This is a genomic window from Bradyrhizobium sp. INPA03-11B (assembly GCF_040446015.1).
GTDB classification, from domain to species: Bacteria; Pseudomonadota; Alphaproteobacteria; order Rhizobiales; family Xanthobacteraceae; genus Bradyrhizobium; species Bradyrhizobium macuxiense_A.
Genome location: NZ_JASGSR010000030.1, coordinates 18213 through 39105 on the forward strand (window position 1 = coordinate 18213; position 20893 = coordinate 39105).

Annotated in this window: 19 protein-coding genes and 1 pseudogene; 9 read left to right on the forward strand and 11 right to left on the reverse strand. The window is 64.4% G+C overall.

Translation table 11 applies throughout. The features are described from left to right. Positions 1-47: 47 nt before the first annotated feature. A complete protein-coding gene (locus QMZ05_RS15170) occupies positions 48-407 on the reverse strand; it encodes a hypothetical protein (RefSeq protein WP_353701481.1) in 360 nt (119 codons plus the stop codon). Between QMZ05_RS15170 and QMZ05_RS15175 the strand changes: the two genes are divergently transcribed. After that, positions 379-1392, forward strand: a complete 1014-nt coding sequence (locus QMZ05_RS15175) for a hypothetical protein (RefSeq protein ID WP_353701482.1) — start codon at positions 379-381, stop codon at positions 1390-1392. The genes QMZ05_RS15170 and QMZ05_RS15175 overlap by 29 nt on opposite strands. 375 nt (positions 1393-1767) lie before the next feature. Here the strand turns inward: QMZ05_RS15175 and QMZ05_RS15180 are convergent, their stop codons facing one another. After that, complete coding sequence (locus QMZ05_RS15180; RefSeq protein ID WP_353701483.1) at positions 1768-2334, reverse strand: cupin domain-containing protein; 567 nt, start codon at positions 2332-2334, stop codon at positions 1768-1770. Positions 2335-2446: 112 nt separating this feature from the next. Continuing rightward, the gene (locus QMZ05_RS15185; protein ID WP_074127572.1) at positions 2447-2737 is read right to left on the reverse strand and encodes an usg protein; all 291 of its coding nucleotides are present in this window, start codon (positions 2735-2737) and stop codon (positions 2447-2449) included. 381 nt (positions 2738-3118) lie between these two features. Here QMZ05_RS15185 and groES point away from each other — a divergent pair, with 381 nt between their 5' ends. Both groES and groL read left to right on the forward strand, forming a co-directional pair. Beyond that, the gene (gene groES / locus QMZ05_RS15190) at positions 3119-3433 is read left to right on the forward strand and encodes a co-chaperone GroES (protein WP_021077770.1); all 315 of its coding nucleotides are present in this window, start codon (positions 3119-3121) and stop codon (positions 3431-3433) included. Between the two features lie 45 nt (positions 3434-3478). Further along, positions 3479-5119: a chaperonin GroEL gene (gene groL / locus QMZ05_RS15195; RefSeq protein WP_353701484.1), complete on the forward strand. Its 1641-nt coding sequence runs from the start codon at positions 3479-3481 to the stop codon at positions 5117-5119. Between the two features lie 79 nt (positions 5120-5198). Here the strand turns inward: groL and QMZ05_RS15200 are convergent, their stop codons facing one another. Then, on the reverse strand, positions 5199-8558 hold the full coding sequence (locus QMZ05_RS15200; RefSeq protein ID WP_353701485.1) for an adenylate/guanylate cyclase domain-containing protein: 3360 nt from the start codon (positions 8556-8558) through the stop codon (positions 5199-5201). 560 nt (positions 8559-9118) lie between these two features. Between QMZ05_RS15200 and QMZ05_RS15205 the strand changes: the two genes are divergently transcribed. The 3 genes from QMZ05_RS15205 to QMZ05_RS15215 all read left to right on the forward strand — a co-directional run bounded on the left by QMZ05_RS15205 (position 9119) and on the right by QMZ05_RS15215 (position 10192). Further along, positions 9119-9523, forward strand: coding sequence for a phasin family protein (locus tag QMZ05_RS15205; RefSeq protein ID WP_353701486.1), 405 nt, complete (start codon positions 9119-9121; stop codon positions 9521-9523). Between the two features lie 217 nt (positions 9524-9740). After that, positions 9741-9953, forward strand: coding sequence for a hypothetical protein (locus tag QMZ05_RS15210; protein ID WP_353701487.1), 213 nt, complete (start codon positions 9741-9743; stop codon positions 9951-9953). Positions 9954-9994: 41 nt separating this feature from the next. Then, the gene (locus QMZ05_RS15215; protein ID WP_353701488.1) at positions 9995-10192 is read left to right on the forward strand and encodes a hypothetical protein; all 198 of its coding nucleotides are present in this window, start codon (positions 9995-9997) and stop codon (positions 10190-10192) included. Positions 10193-10209: 17 nt separating this feature from the next. Here the strand turns inward: QMZ05_RS15215 and QMZ05_RS15220 are convergent, their stop codons facing one another. From QMZ05_RS15220 to QMZ05_RS15230, 3 genes and pseudogenes are all read right to left on the reverse strand, one after another. Continuing rightward, positions 10210-10983: a Crp/Fnr family transcriptional regulator gene (locus QMZ05_RS15220; RefSeq protein WP_353701489.1), complete on the reverse strand. Its 774-nt coding sequence runs from the start codon at positions 10981-10983 to the stop codon at positions 10210-10212. Positions 10984-11260: 277 nt separating this feature from the next. Next, positions 11261-11521 (reverse strand): annotated as a pseudogene (locus tag QMZ05_RS15225) (hypothetical protein); the annotation flags it as partial. Between the two features lie 55 nt (positions 11522-11576). Further along, complete coding sequence (locus tag QMZ05_RS15230; protein ID WP_353701490.1) at positions 11577-12416, reverse strand: LysR family transcriptional regulator; 840 nt, start codon at positions 12414-12416, stop codon at positions 11577-11579. Between the two features lie 126 nt (positions 12417-12542). Here QMZ05_RS15230 and QMZ05_RS15235 point away from each other — a divergent pair, with 126 nt between their 5' ends. After that, positions 12543-13136: a cysteine hydrolase family protein gene (locus tag QMZ05_RS15235; RefSeq protein WP_353701491.1), complete on the forward strand. Its 594-nt coding sequence runs from the start codon at positions 12543-12545 to the stop codon at positions 13134-13136. Between the two features lie 10 nt (positions 13137-13146). Continuing rightward, positions 13147-13776 carry a glutathione binding-like protein gene (locus QMZ05_RS15240; protein WP_353701492.1) on the forward strand — a complete coding sequence of 210 codons (630 nt, stop codon included), beginning with the start codon at positions 13147-13149 and terminating at the stop codon, positions 13774-13776. A gap of 81 nt (positions 13777-13857) precedes the next feature. On the opposite strand, the gene QMZ05_RS15245 is transcribed toward QMZ05_RS15240, so the two are convergent. Beyond that, positions 13858-15354 carry an AMP nucleosidase gene (locus tag QMZ05_RS15245; protein ID WP_353701493.1) on the reverse strand — a complete coding sequence of 499 codons (1497 nt, stop codon included), beginning with the start codon at positions 15352-15354 and terminating at the stop codon, positions 13858-13860. A 180-nt stretch (positions 15355-15534) separates the two neighbouring features. Here QMZ05_RS15245 and QMZ05_RS15250 point away from each other — a divergent pair, with 180 nt between their 5' ends. After that, positions 15535-16947 carry an amidase gene (locus QMZ05_RS15250; RefSeq protein ID WP_353701494.1) on the forward strand — a complete coding sequence of 471 codons (1413 nt, stop codon included), beginning with the start codon at positions 15535-15537 and terminating at the stop codon, positions 16945-16947. Positions 16948-17037: 90 nt separating this feature from the next. On the opposite strand, the gene QMZ05_RS15255 is transcribed toward QMZ05_RS15250, so the two are convergent. From QMZ05_RS15255 to QMZ05_RS15265, 3 genes are all read right to left on the reverse strand, one after another. Next, the gene (locus tag QMZ05_RS15255) at positions 17038-18285 is read right to left on the reverse strand and encodes a DUF2778 domain-containing protein (RefSeq protein ID WP_353701495.1); all 1248 of its coding nucleotides are present in this window, start codon (positions 18283-18285) and stop codon (positions 17038-17040) included. Between the two features lie 329 nt (positions 18286-18614). After that, on the reverse strand, positions 18615-19310 hold the full coding sequence (locus QMZ05_RS15260; RefSeq protein WP_353701496.1) for a DUF899 family protein: 696 nt from the start codon (positions 19308-19310) through the stop codon (positions 18615-18617). Between the two features lie 78 nt (positions 19311-19388). Further along, a complete protein-coding gene (locus QMZ05_RS15265; RefSeq protein ID WP_353701497.1) occupies positions 19389-20891 on the reverse strand; it encodes a glycosyltransferase family 39 protein in 1503 nt (500 codons plus the stop codon). Between the last annotated feature and the right edge of the window lie 2 nt (positions 20892-20893).

Consider the following 20893-nt stretch of genomic DNA (forward strand, 5'->3'; position numbering starts at 1 on the left):
ATTTCTCGGTAGTTCTCGTCGCCGGGTCTGCTGCTTGTCCGGGCTCTCTATGATCTTGTCCGTTCCTCCACCATGATCTTGTCCGTTCCTCCACCGAAATAGAACGCCATCAAACCTTGAGATTGAACCCGCAGCGATAGCATCGTTTGAAAGAAGAATTCACCTTTGCAGACTTCCCAGATCGGAGCATCGAGCCTTACAACAGTTGCGAGATGATCCAACAGAAGCTGTGACTCGAGGAGAAACTGGATTGTTTTTGTTTTCCGATCTAGCCCTTTGATCCCTGAACCGATCAGCGACGTAATGCCATCGGCCCATGCGCTAAAAAAGTCCTTTTGCTCAGCGTCACTCAGTGAAATATCGAGATATCGAAAGCGAATGGCGTATCCGATCGGGCTGCAATGCAAGAAGAAGTCGCAATGGCCAGTACGGACGCTGTCCAAGACAGACGTCACAGCGGCAATTAATGAAGCTAAAAAATTTAATCCTGCGCTGAAGGAATTCTACATTCTCACGACAGCCCCGGACGACGCTGTTGTGCAGGCGCACGTGGCGACCCTGAACCAAAAGCACGAAGCGGAAGGTCTATTTCGGGTCGTCGTGCTCGGTTGGGGCGAGATCGTGCGTAGGGCCACGAGCGATCCCGATGTGGCCAACAAGCACTTCGGTCCGACCGGCGGTAACGCTCGTCGTTCGCCGCTGCTCGCGGTTTGGATAATGTCAGGTGGCGCTCTCGAAAAGACAGGACAAGAACTTGAGCTGAGTGTTGCTGAGTTAGAGCAAGATCTGCGCGACATGCCGGCGGGCCATTTCGTCATCCGCCAGCGGGAGAGCGATGCCATCGTTGAGAAACTCAAGGCCTTCGAGCGGCCTGGTCTATCGTCGGCCCAAAGGCAGGAGCGCATCAATCTCCGAGAGGAGCTGCGCATCCTTACCGACCGGGAGACGCGCGCCGTCGCAGGTGTACGGGCCATGCTAACGGACCCGCTGATTGCACCTTGGATGCTACAGGCCTGGAGGCCCAGCCTCGTGCACGTGTCCGTGGCGGCCTACGTTCGGAACCATACAGGTGGCATGGGCGGGACGTTACCATCGAGCGTCCTGCGGCTGTATCCTCCGAACGACCGCAAGCGTGAGCACCGCTGCTCCGTGGCGGTAACGAATGAGGAGGCAGCATCGGTGATGCGTGCCGAGCAGAAGCACCGGGCGGATTACAAGAAGCCTATGATCCCTACCGTCCTTGAGCTACCGGCCACGGTCCGGGCACGGGCGGCCGTTCCACGCATCATGCAAGGCATCTACGATTTTGCGACAGTTGATCGCCTAACGGCGGAACAGATTCAGACGCTTGGGGCGTTCGACATCGGACTATGGAAGTACGAACAAGCCTAGACCGTCACCGTGCAAATGGATCGTTCTCTTGGGCTCTCGAAAATACACCGATTGGTCAATCGTTTTCGTGAGTGCCATCAAATTCGTGAACCATTCCAACGGAAACTGCGGACGAGGCGTCCGCCCTTCGGGACGTTCTCCGGACGCGCTTTGTACGGCGCGACGAGATCAACGCGCTCGGACTGAAGTCGATCGTCTCGGGCACGCTGACGACGTGCCTGATGGGCGCGATCGTGGGGGCGATGACGTGACCTATCCACGTCATTCCGGGGCGATGCGAAGCATCGAGCCCGGAATCCATCAGGCCGCAGGCTTCGCGGAAGAATGGATTCCGGGCTCGGCGCTATGCGCCGCCCCGGAATGACGAAGGAGGGACTACGCCTTCAACTCCACCGTCTTGAACTCGGCCGGCAGGATCACTTCCAGCAGCTCAACGTCGTCGGAATAGTCCAGGATCATGTGGCGGATGCGCGGCGGCTGGGTCCAGGCGCTGCCTTCCTGCATCAGCGTCTCGCCCTCGCCTTCCATGTAGGTCTTCACCCAACCCTTGAGCACATAGACCATCTGGAATTCGACGTCGTGGAAGTGCAGCTTCGACACTTCATCCGGATTGCATGGTCCTTGCAGCCGGATCACATGCGCCTGGGCGAGACCATGCGAGGCGGCTGCGATGCCGAGGTCGCGGTACTTGGCATAGGCGCGCAAGCCGTCGGCCTTGAAATCCTCTTCGCGGTGATGGCTGATGGCGACGCGCTGCTTCGGCCGTGCCTTCACCGCTGTCTTAGTTGCTGTCTTGGGCGCGCTCTTCTTCGCCGCCGAGACGCGGCCCTTGGACTTGATGGTCTTGCGCGCAGAGGATTTCTTGGCACCGGCGCCGAGCCCGGTCCATTTCTTCTTCACCGCGGTCTTGGCTGCGGATCTCGATGCCGTCTTCTTGGCCATTGTTCGCCTCCCGTCTTTTTCTGGCGGACGGAGGCTAACACAAGTCGCGCCGCGCGAGGTGGGCAAAGGCGCATCGCCGCGCCTCGCCCCCTTGCCTTGCGCCCTCAGCGGATCAATGCAGCCGGAATACGCCGTCGACGGCGCGCAGCTCGGCTGGCTTGACCAGCTTGGAATGCGCCACCGTCACCGAGAACAGCGGGCCCTCGAGCTTCTGCTGCCAGAAGGCGAGGAAATCCTGCAGCGCCGGAAATTTCGGAAACAGGTCGTAGTTCTGCCAGACATAGGTCTGCAGCAACGAGGGGTGATCCGGCATCCGATAGAGGATTTGCGCCGTCGTCAGCCCATACCCCAGCAACTGCTTCCTGAAATCGTCGGAAACAACCCCACCAACTCGCGAGACCATGCCAACCTCCTGTGACGGAGCGCATTCACATGGTGGCCGACCTCCCCGCCGGACCACCGGCAATGGATGCGCTCACATGAGAGAAATGTGACGCACGCGACTAACTCATCTCAAGCCTAAATGTTTAATAGGTTGTTGAAATTTCAAGCGTTGGCAGCAGCTTACCGCATCTGCTAATAGCCCGGCGGCCCTTCAGGGCGGCATTAAGGATGCCGAAATGCTCGTGGCAGCCGACACTTACGAGTGCCAATTTTTCTGCTAGAGGCACTTGCCCGCCGCAAAGGCTTGGCCTATCTCCTGCCCAACCAGTCTGGCACTCGCTGGGCTGGACTGCTAAAACTCCAAAAATCTACAGCATCCGCAAATGTTTAGGAGGACTGCATGAAATTCCGTCCGCTTCACGACCGCGTCGTGGTTAAGCGTATCGACGCCGAAGAGAAGACCGCTGGCGGCATCATCATTCCGGACAGTGCCAAGGAAAAGCCCTCCCAGGGTGAAGTCATCGCCGTTGGCCCGGGCGGCCGCGACGAAGCTGGCAAGCTGATCCCCATCGACGTCAAGGTCGGCGACCGCGTCCTGTTCGGCAAGTGGTCGGGCACCGAGGTCAAGATCGACGGCGAAGACCTGCTGATCATGAAGGAAAGCGACATCATGGGCGTGCTCGACGTCCCCGCTTCCAAGAAGAAGGCGGCCTAAGCGCCTCCCTCCCTCCCAGGTTAAATCTTTCAAGGAAAAACTCAGATGGCAGCTAAAGAAGTCAAATTCTCCGTCGAGGCGCGCGACAAGATGCTGCGCGGCGTCGACGTTCTCGCCAACGCGGTGAAGGTCACCCTCGGTCCGAAGGGCCGCAACGTGGTGCTCGAGAAGTCGTTCGGCGCTCCCCGCATCACCAAGGACGGCGTCACCGTCGCCAAGGAGATCGAGCTCGAGGACAAGTTCGAGAACATGGGCGCCCAGATGGTGCGCGAAGTCGCCTCCAAGTCCGCTGACGCGGCCGGCGACGGCACCACCACGGCGACCGTGCTCGCCCAGGCGATCGTGAAGGAAGGCGCCAAGTCGGTTGCCGCCGGCATGAACCCGATGGACCTGAAGCGCGGTATCGACCTCGCGGTCGAAGCCGTCGTTGCGGACCTCCAGAAGAACTCGAAGAAGGTCACCTCGAACGAGGAGATCGCCCAGGTCGGCACCATTTCGGCCAACGGCGATGCCGAGATCGGCAAGTTCCTCGCCGACGCCATGAAGAAGGTCGGCAACGAGGGCGTGATCACGGTCGAGGAAGCCAAGTCGCTCGAGACCGAGCTCGACGTCGTCGAGGGCATGCAGTTCGACCGCGGCTACATCTCGCCCTACTTCGTCACCAACGCCGACAAGATGCGCGTTGAGATGGACGACGCCTACATCCTGATCAACGAGAAGAAGCTCTCCTCGCTGAACGAGCTGCTTCCGCTGCTCGAGGCTGTGGTGCAGACCGGCAAGCCGCTGGTCATCGTCGCTGAAGACGTCGAAGGCGAGGCACTCGCCACCCTCGTCGTCAACCGCCTGCGTGGCGGCCTGAAGGTCGCGGCCGTGAAGGCCCCGGGCTTCGGCGATCGCCGCAAGGCCATGCTGCAGGACATCGCGATCCTGACCGGCGGTCAGGCCATCTCGGAAGACCTCGGCATCAAGCTCGAGAACGTCACGCTGCAGATGCTCGGTCGTGCCAAGAAGGTGATGATCGACAAGGAAAACACTACGATCGTCAACGGCGCCGGCAAGAAGGCCGACATCGACGCTCGCGTTGCCCAGATCAAGGCGCAGATCGAGGAGACCACCTCGGACTACGACCGTGAGAAGCTGCAGGAGCGTCTCGCCAAGCTCGCAGGCGGCGTCGCGGTGATCCGCGTCGGCGGCGCGACGGAGGTCGAGGTGAAGGAGCGCAAGGATCGCGTTGATGACGCGATGCATGCGACCCGTGCGGCTGTCGAGGAAGGCATCGTCCCGGGCGGCGGCGTCGCCCTGCTCCGTGCCTCCGAGCAGCTCAAGGGCCTGCGCACCAAGAACGACGACCAGAAGACCGGCGTCGAGATCGTGCGCAAGGCGCTGTCGGCTCCGGCTCGCCAGATCGCGATCAACGCCGGTGAAGACGGTTCGGTCATCGTCGGCAAGATCCTGGAGAACAAGACCTACAATCACGGTTTTGACTCCCAGACCGGCGACTACGCCGACCTCGTCAAGAAGGGCATCATCGACCCGACCAAGGTCGTCCGCACCGCGATCCAGAACGCTGCCTCGGTTGCTGCGCTGCTGATCACCACGGAAGCGATGGTTGCCGAGCTGCCGAAGAAGAACGCCGGCGGCCCCGCGATGCCTCCGGGCGGCGGCATGGGCGGCATGGACTTCTGATCCAGCCACTCAAGGCATCCACGTAATGCAAAACCCCGGCAGCGATGCCGGGGTTTTTGTTCATCGCCACCGACGTCCTTCAGGATGCACGGAAGTGGCGGCCCGGCCAATCCGCATGGCCGAGCAGTTCGTCGGCCTCCCCGATCTCGGCGAGATCCTGCCCGGCATCGAAGCATGCGCGCACCGGCGCAAGCACCCCCGGCACCACATCCACCCGGCCATTGCCGACGTATAGGCGTGCAAGTCCCAGCGCGCTGCGCAGTTCGAACGTCTTGGTCTGTTGCCTTCGAGCAATTTCGAGTGCGCGGTGGAAGGCATCCTCGGCGCCGGAAATGTCAGGGGTGTCGCGACGCGCCCGCAGCTCACCCAACACGCGGTGGAGCTCGGCATCCAGCCAGCGCTGCCCGGATTGCGCCGTCGCGTCGATCAGCTCGCTGATGATGTCGAGTCCCGCCTCGACAAAGCCGGCCTCTGCATTCGCCACCGCAATTTGCACTCCCCAGAACGGATCACAGAGGTAGCAGTCGTTCTCGTGAAGCAGTGTCCAGCCGCGCTGCATGTCCGCGAGACCTGCCGCCCGGTCGCCGGCGCGCCATTTCGCCAAACCATTGAGATAGGTGCCGGCGGCGACATACAGCGGCATCGTGTGATCCTGCGCCAGTCCCAGGGCAAGGATCGTCTCGGTCTGCCGCAAGCGGCTGCCGCACAGCCCGTCGAAAACCGCCTTGTGAACCAGCGCATTGGCACGCGCGAGCGCGCGCTGTTCGCCGGAGACGCTCACTGCTGCGCCCGCGAGCTGCCGGGCCCGATCGATCTCGCCGCGCGGCCAAAGCACGAGAGCCAGAAACCTCATGATGACGAACGGCAGATCGAGCGTCGACGCCTTGAACGTTGCCGGATCCCGCTCGGTCCCATAGGCAGCGAACGCCTGCTCGAGATGGATGCCCGCGTTCAGATAGTCGCCCGCGAACCACGAGGTCACCCCGCTGGTCCAGCGCGCGACGATCGTCGCCACCGGCGATTCCCGATGCTGTTCCGCCGCTCCCATGATCGCCTCCGCCAACTCCCGCATCGGCGCGAGCTCGCCGTGGGTCAAGCAGGCGTTGAAGAGGCCCGACTGGATCGGCGCCAGTTCGATTGGATCATCGATATCAGAGGCGAACCGCCGGGCGCGCGTCCAGGCGGCCACCGTCTCGGGGGCACTGTGTCCGAGACTGCCCCGCAACGCGCGGCCGTAGGCGATCTGCAGATGGAGCCGGCCGATCATCCGACCCGGCTCGTCGGGCAGTTCATCGGCGATGGCGACCGCCTTGCCGAGATGCGCGATCGCCTCACAATAGGCCGAGCGCTTCAGCGCCTGCTGACCCGCCTTGCGCCACCACGCCAGCGCTGTCTCGCCGAGCCCTGCCTCGGTGAAATGATAAGCAACGACCTCCGGCTCGATCTCGGCGATCTCGGCAAACTTGGCGCGCAGCACGTCGCCGATCTGCTTGTGGAGCAGTTGCCGGCGGCTCTTGAGCAAGCTCTCATAAGCCGCTTCCTGGACCAGCGCGTGCTTGAAGCTGTAGCTTGCATCCGGCGGCGTGCCTCGGCGCAACAGCAACTCGGCTTCTTCGAGCTGGGCGAGCGCCGCGGCAAGCGTCAGATCGTCGCGCCCGGCCACGCTGCGCAGCAGCGCATAGGAGAACTCACGGCCGATCGCTGCGCCGATCTGCGCCACCTCCTTGACCGGCGCCAGGCGGTCGAGCCGAGCCATCAGCGAATCTTGCAGCGTCGCCGGGATCGCGAGCGGCGGCAGCGGATTGTCGAGGCGATAGCGTCCGGCATTCTCGACGAGCAGCCCCGACTCCATGACCATCTTGGTCAGCTCCTCGACGAACAGCGGGACACCATCCGTCCGCTCGATGATCTGTGTCATCATCTCGCCGGGCAGCAACCGGCCGACGGTCACCTGCTCGATCAGGGCGCGCGTGTCCTGCCGGTCGAGCCGATCGAGCCGCAGCAGGCTGACATTGCCGAGCCCCGCCCAAGCCGGTTCGAACTCCGGCCTGAACGTCATGAGCATAAGGATCGGTAGTCCCCTGATCCGGTCAACCGCGAGGTCGAGCAATTCGAGCGACGTGGCATCGGCCCAATGCATGTCTTCGCAGACGACAAGCACCGGCTGCTGCCGGGCGAGGCCCTCGAGCTGGTCGAGCAACGCTGCGAATGTCTGCCGCCGCTGCTGCGCCGGGCTCAGGCCGAGCGGCGGATAGCGGTCACCGGTCGGGATAGACAGCAGCGCCGCGATCAACGGCGTCGCGGCGGCGACCTGCTGCGTCCCGAGCGCCAGCATGGCTTCGAGCTTGTCCAGCTTCCGCTCCGGCACATCTTCCGAGCGGATGCCGGCGGCACGCTCGAGCTGAGCGACGAAGGGATGCAGCGCGCTGTTGGTGTGATAGGGCGAGCATTGATACCGCACACGGCGATACGTCTCGGGCACCAGGCTGTCGGAGAGCATCGCCACGATGCGGGATTTGCCGATACCCGCTTCGCCCGATATCAGCACCGCCTGACCCTGGCCCTGCCACGCCAGTTGCTGGCGCGACAGCGCAAATTCGATCTCCGCCTTGCGGCCGACGAAGCCGATCAAGCGCGCGGTGCGCACCGCCTCGAAACGGCTTTCCGATGCCGGCTCGCCTTCGACAGCCCACACCGCGATCGGCTCGGAGATGCCCTTGACCTCGCGGCGACCGAGGTTGCGGAGCGTGAACAGATTGCCGAGCAGCCGGCGCGTCGAGGCGGCCACGACGACGACACCCGGCTCCGCCAGGCTCTGCAACCGCGCGGCGATGTTCGGCGCATCGCCGACCAGCGCCTGCTCCTCCGACACGGCGCCGGAGACGAGGTCGCCGACCACGACGAGCCCGCTCGCGATCGCGATCCGCACCGCGACCCCCTCGTCCGCGCGGGTCTCGAGCTTGCCGATTGCGGCGATGACGTCGAGGCCGGCCCGCACCGCGCGCTCCGCGTCATCCTCGTGGGCCCGGGGATAACCAAAATAAGCGAGAATCCCGTCGCCGATAAATCTGGCAACGACGCCATCGTATGTCGCGATCACCCGCACACAGGCCGCACGATAGGCGCGGATGACTTCCCACATGTCCTCGGGATCGAGACGCGCCGACAAGGCCGTCGAGCCGACCAGGTCGCAGAACATCACGGTGAGATGGCGGCGCTCGGCATCGTGCGGTGAAACCGGCGCGGCGATCAGTTCGGCTTGATTGAGATCGGCGATCGCGCGCAGCATCTTGCGGCGATGGCCGAGCAAGACGCCGAGCCGGTCGAAGTCTTCATCCGTCAATTCGGGAAGAACACCGACGTCGATGCCGTTCTCGGCAAAACGCAGCGCGTATTGCCCAAGCCCCAGCTTCTCGAGCCATTCCGCAATCTGCTGCATTGGCTTCACCGACGGGTTGACGGCTGGCCGAATGGACCACGGCGGACGAAGGTTATCCCAATATGTCCCGCCCCGGCACTCCTTGTTTGCAGGAATTCGGCTGCGGCAGGCCCCATGGACCATGCGAATTGTGCCAAAGGCGGTGTCCGGTTACGGCATCCACTACCACGTGTTGTGCGCCCGATGAATTGCGCCATCAATTCGCGGCGCCCGAGCGTCGAGCGATGATGTGCGACTGCACATCCGTCGCTTGCGCTTCCGCAACGCGACCTGCGCAACCTCACAGCGAAGCGGGAATGTTCTGCTGCTCACGATATCCACGTCATGCACAGGCCCCGTAAACATACGTTGGTCTGAGTTGACATTTCAAAAAAAATTCTTCGCAAGAGTCGCAAACCGAACCGACAATCGCGCTTGCATTCACGCACAGTAGCGTCGGGACGGGATTTCAAGCTCACCCAAAATCTGAACCAAACACGGAGCGTCGGCTCTCGTGACGCGGCAGCGTTGCGAGGAAGGCTTTCGCTTGAGAGGGAGACTGCGTCTTGAGTGAAGGTGAGATGAAAGTCACAGCGAATGGCACCACCGTCTTCGCAATGCCGTTGCCGGGCTTCGGCAATCTTGCCGAACAGGGTCTTGCCCGCGCACGAACCGCCTCCGAGCAGATGGCGGAGGCGCTGGGCGAAATCTATTCGTGCAATGCGCGAGGCGCGACCGACTACGGGCTCAAGATGTTCGAAATCTCGCAGGCCAATGCCGCCTCCGCGCTCGAGTTCCTGGTCCATCTCCTCGGCGCCAGGTCAGCCACCGATGCCCTGGCTTTGTCTGCCGAGCATGCCCGCAAGACCTTCCAGCTGGCATCCGACCAAAACAGGGACTTGTGGGTGCTTGGCGAGAGGCTTGCGGCGGACATGGCTGCGCCGGTGAGAACGCACGTCGCGAGGGTGATCAAGCAAGCCGCCTGACAAAAAGGCGGCGCCCAAAGTCGTATTGAGGATTCGTTCGAGGAGGGATCCGGCCGGTTGGAATAAGCCCACAGACGAGCATGCAGCCCCCACTGCCCGATGCTCGTCAAACGCCGCAGGTGCGCGATGCTCCCCAAGTAACCGCACCTTCAAGAGGCGCATTCCGACCGGCCGGTGCTTTTCTGCAAGAGGCAAGAAAGCAATATCGAGGGCTCACATGGGCATGCTCATGGTGAAATGTCCGCAAACCGGACACGCGATACCCACCGGCATCACGACCGATCGCGAGAGCTTTAGACGCAGCACGGTGTTCTTCTCGCGCACCCGTTGCCCGTTCTGCCGCACCGATCATGCCTGGTTCGCGCGCGAGGCCTGGGTCGACGAGCCCAGCATCCGCGTGCGGCGGCGCGGTGCCGGGCCGCCGGTCTGAACGCCGACGCAGATCATTGACGATCGCGATGGAGGGACACCATGTCGCACATGCAGATCGCAACGAAAGCATCGCCCTGGCTGCTGCAGGCCAAGGACTTTCTCGACGAGGCACGACGGCTGAAGCCGGGTCCGGAGCGCAATGAATTGCGCCGGACGGCGAAAGAGCTGCGCGAGATCGCCAGGCTCGAGACAACAGCGGCCTCGACCCGGCGGCCTGATCGGCGGCGGCGCCGTTGATCGCGCTCGCCGCGCGCTCACATCGCGTCGTCGGTTTCGGCCTCCGAGATGCGCGGATCGTCGGTTCGAGCCGCCGCGCCGGATTGGTGGCCCGAGAAAATCTCCTCGGCTTCGACACGCATGATGCGGTGGCATTCGCACGCCAGCGCCGAGAGCCGTGACCGGTCGATCTCGATCCGGCCTCGTTGCTCGGACCGGATTGCGCCGCGCGTGCGAAGGTTGCGCATCAGCAGCGTCACCGTCGTTCGTCGCACGCCGAGGATTTGCGACAGCGCGTGCTGGGTCAACGGGAGGACATCGCTGTCGATCCGATCGCGAAGCTGGAGCAGCCAGCGCGCCATGCGGGCTTCGACCGGGTGCAGAGCATTGCAGGCGGAGCCGCGTTGGAACTGGATCAGCATCGATCTGATGTGCTTCTGCATCGCCTGCCGGATCGCGGCACTACGGCCGAAAGCGGCATGAAAGCGTGCCGCGGGGAGCCGCGAGGCGGTGCCCGCGGCCCCAACCACCGCGGTAATGCCCGATGGCGACGAGCCGAGCACCGAAAGACTGCCCACCACGCCTTCGCGCCCAACCACACCGGTCGCGACCGTGTGCCCGTCCGCCATGTCGATCATCAGCAGGATCGCACCGCTATGCGGAAAGAAGACATAGTCGATCTCGTCGCCGGCTCGCGTCAGGACCGCATCCTGATCGAGCGCGACCGTTTCCAGGTCAGGCCCGAGCAGATCGAGATCCGCTGCCGGCAATGTTGCGAGAAGGCGATTACCGGTCCCGCCGGAGAACCTCACTGGCGCCGCCCCGTGGTGATGCGACACATAACCAACTCACTCAGACGCACGTTCAAAAAACCAACTCCAAACGCTTGGCCGTAAGGCGGAATTCTCTACGAGCAGTACTCAAAGAGTTAGATGCAAATGCACCGACGGACGCAACAGCAAAATGCACATGTTCGCACCGTAGAACCGCGGAACGGGGTTCCAATTTCGGTGCACGGTAAAACGCTGCAATCCGGTTCCATCACCTGGTTCATGACGGCGAAGGGCCGCCCGTGGGCGGCCCTTCTTGTTACGCGCTCTCGGGCGCCTTGAGGCGGACCAGCTTGGTCAGGAGCGCATCGAGGCCCTGGCCCTCGCCCGCGTGCAGGTCGATGCGGCCGACCTTCTCGACCAGCCGCTCGAGCGACTCCAGCTCCTTGAGCAGCAGCAGAGGGGTCTCCTCCATCAGCTTGGCTGTGTTGAGGAGCGAACGCGTCGCCGCGATCGCCTCCTGCCGGCGGATCAGATTGGCCTTCGCCACCCGCTCCGCCTCCACCACCTTGTTGACCAGCTAGCCGGCGCTGTGACCCAGGCGTCGCGCCCCGTCCGATCACTACGAGGGCGCGTCATCCGCTGCGCGCGACGTCCTGGAAGCAAGCGCGCAACCAGTCGATGGTGACGCGCGTCGCTGCATCGCGCTTGAGATGGCTTTGCACCAGCAGCCAGACGTCGCGCCGCTTCGGCAGCAGCGTGGCGCGCAGGCGGCGATCCGTCAAAAGGTCCGCGCAACTATGCTCCGGCAGCACGCCGACCGCCTGGTGCGACTGGATGATCTTGTGGATGATGCGGACATTGTCGGTGACGCAGCGCGCGCGAAGCCGCTTCGCGCGCAGGAACTGCATTTCCGGAATCGCGCCAAGCTCATCGGGATACGCACACGTCACCGCTTCTGCCGCTGCCGTCGCGGCCGGCTCGAAGAAATACAGCCTGACCTCGCCGAGCTTCGAGATCGCGAAATCGCCCTTGTCCGGCTTGCGCAGGCGGATCGCGAGATCGGCCTCCCAGCGCGAGAATTTCACGTTATCGCTCGACGTCAGAAACTGCAGCGTCAGGCCCGGATGGGCGCGCAGCAATTCGCCGGTGCGCGGCGCCAGCACTTCCTCCGCGATCGCGTTGGTGGAGGCGACGCGCAGCCTGCCGACCGGGCCCGGCAGGCTCTCGCCGATCCGGCCGATCTCCTCGGCATGCGCCGCCATCGCCTGGATGTGCGCGAGCACCACGTCGCACTGCCGGGTCGGCTTGCGGACGCCGTCGGCGGCCTCGAACAGCCGCAGGCCGAGCGCGCGTTCGATCCGCGCCAGCCTGCGGCCGACCGTGGTCTCGTCGATGCGCAGCCGCGCGCTGGCGCCGGCATAGGTGCCCTCGTCCCTGACGGCCGCGATGATGCGAAGGTCATCCCAGTTCATGGCGGCAGGCTACATGGTGCCCGGCCCACCTGCAATAACGCAGCCATCGGCTGCAATATCCCTGCATAACGGCAGGCCGGTCCGCGGCTATATTTTCGGTGCCAACCCGCTGGAGATCTCAGGACCATGACCGCAGCCAAGACATTGATGCAGCTTGCCGGTATCGACCTCACCCCGCCCCGTCTCAGTGACAGCTGCCTGGTGCTGATCGACATCCAGAACGAATATCTCGCAGGCCCCCTCGCTTTGCCCGACGCCAATCCCGCGATTGCGCGCGCCACCGCGTTGCTCAACCGCGCGCGGGAAAGCGGCGCCAAGATCATCCACATCGCGCACAAGGGAGCGCCGGGAAGCCTGTTCGATCGCAGCGCGGAGCGCGGCGCGATCGTCGCGCCGCTGGCACCGCAGCCCGGCGAGATCGTGATCGAGAAGCAATTGCCGAACGCATTCGCCGGCACCGACCTCAACGCGCAGCTCGTCGCGACCGGGCGCAAGGAGCTCGTGCTCGCCGGCTTCATGACCCATATGTGCGTGAGCTCGACCGCGCGCGCCGCGCTCGATCTCGGCTTCCGCACCACCATCGACGCCGAGAGCTGCGCCACCCGCGACCTGCCCGACGGCAAGGGCGCCACGATTGCCGCAAAACTCATTCACGACGTCGCACTCGCCGAACTGTCGGACCGCTTCGCGATCATCGCCCGCGGCGACGCCCTCGCCTGAGAGCACCATCATGCTTGAGCTCTATTTCTCGCCGATGGCCTGCTCGCTCGCCAGCCGCATCGCCCTGATGGAGGCCGGGATCGACGCGCGCTACCACATGGTCCATCTCTGGACCAAGAAGGTGCTGGAGGACGACGGCGACTTCCGCACGGTTTCGCCGAAGGGTGCGGTGCCCGTGCTGGTACTCGAGAACGGCGAGCGGCTGACGGAGAGCGCGGCGGTGCTGCAATACATCGCCGACCTGAAGCCCAAACTCGGCCTCGCGCCGGCACCCGGCGATCCGGATCGTTACCGCCTGCAGGAATGGCTGAGCTTCATCGGCACCGAGATTCACAAGGGATTCCTGTTTCCGACCTTCTGGTACAAGGATGAGGCGTCGCTTGCCAAACCGCGCGCCAGGATCGGGCAGACCTTGTCGGTGCCATCGGCGCATCTCGCAAGCCGAGAATTCCTGGTCGGCAACCGTTTTACGGTCGCCGACGGGTATCTCGCCTGGGCCCTGCTGCTGCTGCGCCACGCCGGTGTCGACGTTGCGCAATGGCCCGATCTCGGCAGCTACCTGGCGCGGATCCAGGCGCGGCCGCAGGTCAAGGCCGCGATCGGTGCCGAGATGCAATTGTTGAAGTCGGTCGCGGCGTGATCGCCGCGCACCCGGCGCTTCAGCTTATTGTTTGAGCATGATCTTTTCGGAAAACCGCTTCGCACTTTTCCGGATCATGCTCTACTGGAACGCGACCTCGGCGAAGCTGCGCAGCTTGCGCGAATGCAGCCGCTCGGATTCCTGCTGCTTGAGCCGCTCCAGCGCCTTCAGCCCGATCTGAAGATGCTGGCCGACGCGCTGGCGGTAGAACTCGCTCGCCATGCCCGCGAGCTTGATCTCGCCATGCAGCGGCTTGTCGGAGACGCACAGCAGCGTGCCGTAAGGCACGCGGAAGCGATAGCCGTTGGCGGCGATCGTCGCCGATTCCATGTCGAGCGCGATCGCGCGCGATTGCGACATCCGCCGGATCACCTGCGGCCCGCTGATCTCCCAGTTGCGGTTGTCGACGCTCGCGACCGTGCCAGTGCGCATCAGCCGTTTCAGCTCGAAGCCGGAGAGCCCGGTCACCTCGCCGACCGCTTCCTCCAGCGCGACCTGCATCTCCGCCAGCGCAGGGATCGGCACCCATAGCGGCAGCTCGTGATCGAGCACGTGATCCTCGCGGACATAGCCATGGGCCAGCACGTAGTCGCCGAGCCGCTGTGTGTTGCGCAAGCCCGCGCAATGCCCGATCATCAACCAGGCATGCGGCCGCAGCACCGCGACGTGATCGGTGATGTTGCGCGCGTTCGACGGGCCGATCCCGATATTGATCAGGGTGATGCCGCGATAGCCGGGCTCGACGAGATGAAATGCCGGCATCTGCGGCACGCGGTCCGATGCCGTCCCCGTGGTGCCGCCGCCGAGCCGCGCACTGCGCGTGACCAGATTGCCGGGCGCGACGAACGCCTCGATCCCTTCTTCGCCCGACGCGAGCCGCTGCAGGCTCGATTGCGCGAAGGCGTCGACATAGAACTGGTAGTTGGTGAAGATCACGAAATTCTGGAAATGCTCCGGGTCGGTGCCGGTGTAGTGATAGAGCCGGCGCAGCGAGTAATCGACCCGCGCGGCGCGGAACAGCGCCAGCGGCTCGGGCGTGCCCGGCGTCAGCTCGAAAGTGCCGTCGGCGATCGCATCGTCCATCGCGGCAAGATCGGGCGTGTCGAAGATGTCGCGCAGCGACCTTGTGAACGCCGAACTGTCGGCGATGGTCAGCGCCGCCTCGATATTGATGTCGCGCCGGTAGGCGAAATGGATCGGAATCGGCTCGCTGGACTCGCCGATCTCGACCGCCACGCCATGGTTCTTGATCAGCAGCCCGATCTGCTCGGTGAGATAGGTCCGGAAAATATCCGGCCGCGTGATGCTGGTCTCATGGATACCAGGCCCCGCGACGAAGCCGTAGGCAAGCCGGGAATCCAGCCGGGCATGCGACGAGGTCGTGATGCGGACGAACGGGTAATGCGCGCGCACCCGCGTCGTGAACGGCACGCCGTTGACATAGGCCTCGAAGCGATTGCGCAGAAACCCGGTGTTGCGCTCGTAGATCTCTTCGAGGCGGGCGACCGCCGCGCCGGCCTCGACGAACGCCTCGGTCGTGATCGGCGGTGGGGTTTCGATGAGCGGAGCAGGATGCATTGGGTTTTCGACCGATGATTTGGTCGCCGCAGTATAGCAACAATCGACTGGTCGGTTCCAGCGATGCAGGATTTGATGCATGCTATCGGCGCTGCGGCGGTCTCGGTCATCCATGACCCCGCCGCTCAGCCGACCAAACAAATGCGAAGCCGTCACAGGCCCGGCACGTGGGAGTGAGCGATGAGCGAGATTTGGCAACTGTCTGCAACCGAACTTGCGCACCGCATTGCGGAACGGCAATTGAGCTCGGCGGAGGTCGTGAACGCGCACCTGGCGCGCATCGACGCCGTCAATCCAGCCTTGAATGCAGTGGTCCACGTCCTGGCTGATGAAGCCCGAGCGGCGGCTGAACTGGCCGACCGGCGGCTGGCCGCCGGCGAGGCGATCGGTCCACTGCATGGCGTTCCCTTCACGGTCAAAGAGAACATCGATATGGCGGGCCTGCCGACCACCTGGGGCGTACAGGCTCTGGCGCAAGCCGTGGTGCCGATGGACGCACCCGTTGTCGAACGGATGCGCGCCGCTGGCGCGATCCCAATCGGCAGAACCAACCTGCCGGATATGGCGCTGCGCATCCACACCGTCAGTTCGCTGCACGGGCTGACGCGCAATCCCTGGCATCCGGATCGCACCGCCGGCGGCTCGAGCGGAGGCGACGCGGTGGCGCTCGCCAGCGGCATGACCCCGATCGGCCTCGGCAACGACATCGGCGGATCGCTGCGCAATCCGGCCAATGCCTGCGGCATCGCTTCGATCCGGCCCTCTGCCGGGCGCGTTCCCGATGCAGAGTGTGGTCCGGTCGAGGGAAGCCTGCTTGCGGTGCAATTGATGAATGTTCAGGGACCGATGGCGCGCCGGGTCGCTGACGTGCGGCTTGCATTGCGCGTCTTGATGGGAGCGCACCCGCGCGACCCGTGGTCGATCGATGCGCCCTTTGCGGGGCCGGCCGGGGCTCGACCGTTGCGCGTGGCCGTTCTGCCCGAGCCACCGGGGGGCAGCATCGATCCGGTCATCGCAGCGACCGTCCGCCGCGCCGCGGCGGCCCTGGCTGATGCCGGATATGTGGTCGAAGAAATCGCCCCGCCGCGCTATGAGCAAGCGATCGACTGCTGGGCGCGCCTTATCATGGGCGACTTCACGTCGGTCCTCGATCCGTTGTCGCAGATGATGGGCCCGGATGCGATGACGTTCCTGCAGAGCTTCCAGGCGCTGATACCGCAACTGGCCGACACCACGGCCTGGTCCAATCTGATGGTGGAGCGGCACGCCATCGCGCGCGCTTGGTCGAGCTTCATGGCGGAGCGGCCCCTGCTGCTGTCACCAACATGGACGCAATTGCCGTTCGAGCATGGCGTCGATTCAGCGACTGCCGCCGGCGCTGCCGCGGCCAAGGAACTGATGCGTCCGGTCGTGCCAGCGAACCTGCTCGGTCTGCCATCAGCCTGCGTCCCGGCCGGACGGGATAGCGTCACCGGACTGCCCATCGGGGTGCTCGTCACTGGCCGGCGCTTCCGCGAGGACCAGTGCCTGGAGGCCGCCGAAGCGATCGAAGCGCGCCTTGGCCTGACCACGCCGATCGACCCTGTCGGTTAGAATTCCACGCTCAACGCGCTGATACGCCGCCGAGGATAGTTGACGGCGAGCGGACAGACCAAGGGGCAAGCTCCCTCCCGCAGAATGCGGCTATTGAATCCGCGAGAGCACCGCGAGGCGGCGGATGCCCTTGTTGCGGTAGGCGTCGAGGAACGCGTAATAGTCCTTGAACGAGACGCAGCCGTTGGAGTCGCCGTTCGGGCCGAGCATGAAGGTATGCGCGAGCAGACCATCGCGGTTGAAGATCTTGCCTTCGCCGCCGATCGGATTGAGGCGCAGCGCCGGCACGCCGTGGAACAGTGCTTCGCGCGGCTTCAGTTCGTAGATGTGCGGCGGCGTCACGCCGACCATCTTCATGTGCGAGGACCTGGGATCGTCGAGCCTCGAGCCGAGGCCGGAATGCGCCTCAAGCCGCGTGCCGTCGGGCAGATACACGGTCTTGGCCGAGATGTCGTAGACCGCGGTCTGGCGGTCATAGGGCGGCGAGCCGCCGAGCATCGGGTTCTGGTCCAGCGTCGAGGGAATGCTGCCGGTGACGTTGGCATCGGCGGAGGCAAACGACAGCAGCCCGCCGCTCGACTCGCGCTTGCCCCACAGCTTCTCGACCATGGTCTGCCGTTCGCTCGACGCGATCGACATCACTGCGGCCTTGGCACGCGCAGCCATGTCGCGAACGCCGCTGGATTTCACGGCTTGCTTGACCTCGGCCGGCTTCGGCTCGGTAGCCTTCTCAGCTGCCTTCTCAGCCGCCTTGGGCTGCACATTGGCAGCGGGATCGTTCAGCGCCACCTTCAGATTGGCCGCGGCTTGCTTCTTGGCGGTCTCGACCGATTTCGGTGCCGGCAACGGCTTCGATGTTTCGGCGAGCTCAGCAGTTGCGACCGCCCTCGCCGCTTCGGCCTTTGGTGCGGCGGCCTGCTTGATCGGGTCGATCTGCGTTGCGGCGTCGGCCACGACGCTGGACGCAACACCCTCGGGCGATGCCGCCGCAAACCGATCGTTAAACATAAGCGAAGGTGCCGCGGCTTCCGACTTCGCCACCTCGCTCTTGGCGGGCGCCACCGGCGCCGGCGCCAAGGACGCGAACACCTCGTTGAACGCCGGGGTCGGCCGTGCGGCGACCGCGACGGGGCGCTTCACCACCGGCGCATCAAACGATGCGCTGCCAACCGACGGATAGACGCCCGCCGCAAAGATGTTGGCGTAGACAGTCCAGGCGCAGCCAAGCACCAGCCCCGCCACCGCGGCGCTGCCGAGGAAATGCTGTGGGAGGATTTTTCGGGAGGATTTCTTGCGGCTTGCCGCCCCAAGAACATACGCACTCGCACTCGTACCCATACGCCCGGCGCTCAAAACAGGTCCACCTTTGTCCCTCACTCGACGCACGGTCGAACGGTGTTCGGCTCAACGTCGCGCGGGGGCACAGACGGCCATTAAGGCGACTTTTAGTTAAATGCGACTTAACCGGATGCGATCCCCTGCAACGCGGGAAGTGCCTGTGGCGTAGGGCTTTTTTAAGATGACATCGGACCGCCAAAGCGGCTTTTTTGTCCCATGATGGGACATTCCGGCACGCCGCGTAGGCGCCGCATGCTGGAATAAATTCAGGAGAGAATTTCCTTCCCGATCGCCCCGTAATCGCGCGGGGATCAAGCAAAAACCATCCCTCAATAGCTGAGCTTCGGATACCAGTCCGTGCCGCGGCCCTCGCGCGTGGTGTCGAGCAAAGTCCAGAGCGGATCCATATCCGGCGCACCGCGCGGGTCCTGGCCGGGGTCCATCGTGCCCGCCCCCATTTCGCCGGCCCAGAAATGCCGGATCGTGCCGTCGTGGCGTGTGAAGACATTGTAGCCGGGCAGATCGCCGTCATCCTTGCTGACATAGTCGCGCGTGTAGTCACCCGACGTATCCGCGTAGATCTTGTGACGCGTCCAGCCGCGTGCCCGCTTCGCCTCGATCAATCGCGCGATCGGCGAGCGCGCCACGAACACCAGCGACACGCGCTGCTCGATATCGGGCAGCTTCTCCTCCCATGTGCTCATGAACGATGTGCACATCGGACACGGCTTCTCGCGCTGCGGGCCGAACATGTAGCTGTAAACGATGAGCGTCTGCTTGCTGCCGAAGAGATCGGCGAGCGACGCGGCGCCAGACTCGCTGGTGAACTCATAGCGCTTCGTCACCTCGCCGCCCGGCGGCAGCGCGCGGCGCAACTCGGCGACGCGCTCGATATGACGACGCAGCTCGATCTCCTCGACGAGCAGCGCCTGGCGCGCGCGGCGATACTCCGCGCTCTCGTTGGGAAAGCGCCTGGCGTTGGTGCTGGCGAGTTCGGCGGCCGGCTTGAGGACGGAACTGGTCATGTTGGAACCTCGCGTGGTTGACGGGCTTCCTGGAAGACGACCCGGCCTCGGGCGATCCGACACTCAACGGCGACGATCTTATTGCAGTTCCGGGGGCGGCGAACGGTCCAGGACATCGCCCTTTGCGCCCTCCAGCAGATCGAGCGCGTAGGTCTCGATCACCAACGGCCCGCGCATGCGCCTGGCCTCGCCCACGGTTTCGACATGGGCGAAATTGTCGCGCAGCGCGGCCGGCATCTCCTGCTCGACCTCATGCACATACAGCAGCCTGCCGGACAGCTGCGCCGGGCTCGGCTCTGACATGTTGACCCAGCGAATGCGCTGGCCCTGTTGTGCGACGCAGGTGCCCTTGGGGAGATAGAAGGCAAGCCAGCCGGTGGTGCCGTAGTCCGGCGCCAGCACGCAGCTCGCGCCGGTGCGCACGCGTGCTGCCTCGATCTCGCCTGCGAGTTCCCGCCAGCCGACGCCGACGCTGCGCACGGTGGCGTCGCGGCGGTAACCCGAGAGCACGCCGGTGTTGGCCTGCACGATCAGCAGCGCGAACATCACGACGCCTGTTGGGGCAGCCCAGCGACGGCAGAAATCGATCATGCGCTGCTCGCGCGGCGCCCACTGCACCTGGATTGCTGCGACCGCGGCCGCCACCGCGAAGGCCGGATAGACCGGCGCGAACCAGTTGGCCTCGACCCGCGCATGCAGCGCGTGCCAGGTGAAATAGACCACGATGGTCCAGAACATGCTGTTGATCAGCACGCGCGCGGCCATCGCGCCGGCGCGGCGCAGGTAGAGCGCATAGAGGCCCATCACGCCGAGGATGAAGATCAGCGGCGTCGCGAACGCAAACTGCGTCGGGATCAGCTCGGCGATGTAGGTCGGCCGGAAGTCCTCGATCCGGGCGCGGCCCATCTGCTTGATGAACGACACCCAGTGGTGATCGGCATTCCAGAGGATGACCGGCGCAAACAGGCCGGCCGCAACCAGGCCGCCGAGATAGAGCCAAAGCGAGAGAAACCAGCGCCGCAGCTTCGGCACGCTCGCAAGCCAGATCAGGATCGCGGGACCGAAGAACAGCGCGGTGTATTTCGACAGCAGCGCCAGGCCAGCGCTGGCGCCGACCGCAAGCCACCAGGCGCCGCGGCCGCTCTCCAGCACCTTCGCGAGCGCATACAGCAGGAAGCTGGACGCAACCAGCAGCGGCGCATCCGGCGTCACGATCAACGTGCCGACGGCGGCCATCAGCGTGACATTGAGCAGGATCGTTGCGCTCGCAGCAATGCGCTGGCCGCCGAACAGGATCTCGGCGGCCCGGTAGATCGCCCAGCTCATCGGCAATGCGAGCACGATCGACACCAGCCGCACGCCGAACGGCGTATCGCCAGCGATCATGGTGCCGAGCCGGATCACCACCGCCACCATCGGCGGATGGTCGTAGTAGCCGCCGGCGAGCGACTTCGACCACATCCAGTAATAGGCTTCGTCGAAAGTCAGCGGCGTCCATGCGGCGGCGGCCAGCCGCAACCCGACCAGCGCGCACACCGCAAGCGCAGTGTTCCGGGCCAGCCGCGCCTCGTTCGCGTTCATGC

Excerpts from the sequence above, each read along its gene's own strand:
- QMZ05_RS15175 (WP_353701482.1), top strand. The coding sequence starts at position 379 with ATGGCGTATCCGATCGGGCTGCAATGCAAGAAGAAGTCGCAATGGCCA.
- QMZ05_RS15180 (WP_353701483.1), bottom strand. The coding sequence starts at position 2,334 with ATGGCCAAGAAGACGGCATCGAGATCCGCAGCCAAGACCGCGGTGAAG.
- QMZ05_RS15185 (WP_074127572.1), bottom strand. The coding sequence starts at position 2,737 with ATGGTCTCGCGAGTTGGTGGGGTTGTTTCCGACGATTTCAGGAAGCAG.
- groES (WP_021077770.1), top strand. The coding sequence starts at position 3,119 with ATGAAATTCCGTCCGCTTCACGACCGCGTCGTGGTTAAGCGTATCGAC.
- groL (WP_353701484.1), top strand. The coding sequence starts at position 3,479 with ATGGCAGCTAAAGAAGTCAAATTCTCCGTCGAGGCGCGCGACAAGATG.
- QMZ05_RS15200 (WP_353701485.1), bottom strand. The coding sequence starts at position 8,558 with ATGCAGCAGATTGCGGAATGGCTCGAGAAGCTGGGGCTTGGGCAATAC.
- QMZ05_RS15205 (WP_353701486.1), top strand. The coding sequence starts at position 9,119 with ATGAAAGTCACAGCGAATGGCACCACCGTCTTCGCAATGCCGTTGCCG.
- QMZ05_RS15210 (WP_353701487.1), top strand. The coding sequence starts at position 9,741 with ATGGGCATGCTCATGGTGAAATGTCCGCAAACCGGACACGCGATACCC.
- QMZ05_RS15215 (WP_353701488.1), top strand. The coding sequence starts at position 9,995 with ATGTCGCACATGCAGATCGCAACGAAAGCATCGCCCTGGCTGCTGCAG.
- QMZ05_RS15230 (WP_353701490.1), bottom strand. The coding sequence starts at position 12,416 with ATGAACTGGGATGACCTTCGCATCATCGCGGCCGTCAGGGACGAGGGC.
- QMZ05_RS15235 (WP_353701491.1), top strand. The coding sequence starts at position 12,543 with ATGACCGCAGCCAAGACATTGATGCAGCTTGCCGGTATCGACCTCACC.
- QMZ05_RS15240 (WP_353701492.1), top strand. The coding sequence starts at position 13,147 with ATGCTTGAGCTCTATTTCTCGCCGATGGCCTGCTCGCTCGCCAGCCGC.
- QMZ05_RS15245 (WP_353701493.1), bottom strand. The coding sequence starts at position 15,354 with ATGCATCCTGCTCCGCTCATCGAAACCCCACCGCCGATCACGACCGAG.
- QMZ05_RS15250 (WP_353701494.1), top strand. The coding sequence starts at position 15,535 with ATGAGCGAGATTTGGCAACTGTCTGCAACCGAACTTGCGCACCGCATT.
- QMZ05_RS15255 (WP_353701495.1), bottom strand. The coding sequence starts at position 18,285 with ATGGGTACGAGTGCGAGTGCGTATGTTCTTGGGGCGGCAAGCCGCAAG.
- QMZ05_RS15260 (WP_353701496.1), bottom strand. The coding sequence starts at position 19,310 with ATGACCAGTTCCGTCCTCAAGCCGGCCGCCGAACTCGCCAGCACCAAC.
- QMZ05_RS15265 (WP_353701497.1), bottom strand. The coding sequence starts at position 20,891 with ATGAACGCGAACGAGGCGCGGCTGGCCCGGAACACTGCGCTTGCGGTG.